General features: G+C 46.3%; 2 protein-coding genes. Both read right to left on the bottom strand.

Annotation, left to right across the window (positions count from 1 at the left end; all coding sequences use genetic code 11):
- Positions 1–363 precede the first annotated feature (363 nt).
- Complete coding sequence (locus tag QVO39_RS04915) at positions 364–1,368, bottom strand: ROK family protein (RefSeq protein WP_021903252.1); 1,005 nt, start codon at positions 1,366–1,368, stop codon at positions 364–366.
- Positions 1,369–1,382: 14 nt separating this feature from the next.
- Positions 1,383–1,979: a nuclear transport factor 2 family protein gene (locus QVO39_RS04920; protein WP_244860704.1), complete on the bottom strand. Its 597-nt coding sequence runs from the start codon at positions 1,977–1,979 to the stop codon at positions 1,383–1,385.
- Positions 1,980–2,416 lie beyond the last annotated feature (437 nt).

Below are 2,416 nucleotides of genomic sequence, written 5' to 3' on the forward strand. Positions count from 1 at the left end.
GAAGAACCTCTCCTGGATCCTTACTGATTGATGCTCTGATGGGGTGAAAAATCGGCTAAAATGGGGGTGCTGAGGTCTGATTTGTAAACATTTGAAAATCAGTGTCGTATAAAGGCGTTTGCCGAGATGCAACTAAGCATTTGCTTTGTTGCATCTCGGCAATTGCTTAGTTGCAACTAACCAACTGCTTAGTTGCATCTCAACTTTTGCTCTACTAGCATGGAGGTATTTTGGGGGTCTGTTTACGTGGATCGCGATCTGTCTTTCTAGTAATATATCTGGGGATTAGACTTGGGTTGTAATAAAAAAATCACCTAGAGGGGAGCCCCTAGGTGATTTCAAGATGTATTGGTGAGGTTTTGGTTACTCTGTAAGCAGAGTGAGTAGCTTGCGGTCGGCCTCCCAGCCTAGTGCACTAGCACCGAGGACTGCGGCATCGCTCTCTTTGAGTTCGCTCACGAGAATCTTCACCTTGTCTTTGTAGATATTGAGGAGGTTTTGCTCCATGTGTCGCTTCACTGGCTCTAGTAGGATATTGCCAGCTTTGGTTAGTCCTCCAAAGAGGATTATTGCCTCTGGACTGGTGTAAGCTACGGAGTCGGCGAGTGCTTCGCCTAGGATGGCTCCAGTCGTCTCAAATACATCAAGTGCTAGCTTATCGCCTTGCACAGCAGCATCGTAGACATCCTTTGAGGTTATCTCATCGATATTGAATGTGCGAAGGAGACTATCATCTTCACGAGCGGTGAGGAACTCCTTAGCGGTGCGTGCTACACCTGTAGCGGAGCAGTAGGTCTCAAGGCAACCAAAGCGACCGCAACCACAAGAGCGCCCGTTGCGACGGATGATGGTGTGTCCGATTTCGCCGGCAAAACCATCGTGACCGTAGACGAGCTTTCCACCCACTACGATACCACTCCCTAGCCCTGTGCCGAGGGTGATCTCGATGAAGTCTTTCATACCACGAGCAGCTCCATAGGTCATCTCTCCGATAGCGGCAGCATTGGCATCATTGGTGAGTGCCACAGGAATGCCATTGAGTGCTTCGCTAAGGAGGAAGGCCATAGGGATGCGACCCTTCCAAAGGAGGTTGGGAGCAAAGTCAATGGAGCCGGTAAAGAAGTTGCCATTTGGGGCACCTACGCCCACACCGTGGATCTGGTCGATTCCCCCTGCGTCATTTGCAAGGTCGGTGATGGCATCTGCCAATTCCTTGATATAATCCTCTACTTTGATATGATTGGTACTCTTGATCTTATCGCTTCTGATAATGGTACCTCTCGCATCTACAATGCCGAAAACGGTATTGGTACCCCCCACGTCTACCCCTACTACATAGGGCTTGTTGTCGCTTGTTACGATTGCCATGAATTATCTATTTATCAATTGTTTTGTACATACACTGACTTTACCATACGGGAATTGACCTGATTGGCAAGGTCTAGAAATACCCTCCACTCATCGCCTTCGCGTTTTAGCTTGAGACTTCTGTCGTAGCTACGAGTGGGCACGCCATCTTTCTTCACAGACTCCTTGATCTTATTCTGGATCTCCTCGGGTAGATCTTTGAGTCGGTGACTCTTCATTGAGAGGATGGTCTTGGCATCTTCTAGTGAGAGGTTGCCAATCTTCTCTAGGTCGGGCAGGTAGATGAAGTAGGTGACAGTGGCGGTTTCGCCATTAACGCTACTGGTAAACTTATCTACCTTGATGGACTCCTTCACCTCGGGAATCAATTCGATGGCATCTGCTAGCTCATCTGGGATGGTGTAAAAATGCTTGAAGTTTTCGAGCGTCATCGCATCTTTATCCTCCTGTGTGAGTAGGTCGTAAAACTGCTCGAGGTCGCCATTGAGCTCTGCTTTCACGGCTTCTTCGGCCACTTCCTTAGGGTCTTTTCCACCACACGAAGTGAGGGTAGCAAGCAATAGACCTATGAGCATTGCCACGCTAATGGATGAATAAAATCTTTTTGCCATAATCATCAATTTAATGTATTCGTTTGTCGTACAGAGGGACCCCGTGGGGGCTGCCTCGCTATTTTACCGCAAGTTACAATTATTTTACGAATTGGGCAAAGGATTAGCCCATTCTTTGATTATTTGTACCTGTCCAAAAATAGTTTTGGGTGTTAGGATTGATAAATGTCAGTCATAACCCTAAATGGACTGCCAAAATAAATATAACGCACGAAATATCGCCTGTTTGCTTTCATTTTGTTACTATGGAAATCTTTTAACATAAAAAGAGAGGAGAATAGTTGCAAGTATCAAAAATAATGCCTACCTTTGCACTGTGGTTTTTTCATAATAGTATTAGATTATAGGTTTGAGATTGAGGGTGTCGTGAGACACTCTTTTTCTATTTTGGGGGAAGGAGTTCAAAGGAAAAGGGGCTATATCCAGTGGATATAGCC

The sequence above is a fragment of the Porphyromonas sp. CAG:1061 genome, from assembly GCF_000435035.1.
GTDB lineage: Bacteria > Bacteroidota > Bacteroidia > Bacteroidales > Porphyromonadaceae > Porphyromonas_A > Porphyromonas_A somerae.

Excerpts from the sequence above, each read along its gene's own strand:
- QVO39_RS04915 (WP_021903252.1), bottom strand. The coding sequence starts at position 1,368 with ATGGCAATCGTAACAAGCGACAACAAGCCCTATGTAGTAGGGGTAGAC.
- QVO39_RS04920 (WP_244860704.1), bottom strand. The coding sequence starts at position 1,979 with ATGGCAAAAAGATTTTATTCATCCATTAGCGTGGCAATGCTCATAGGT.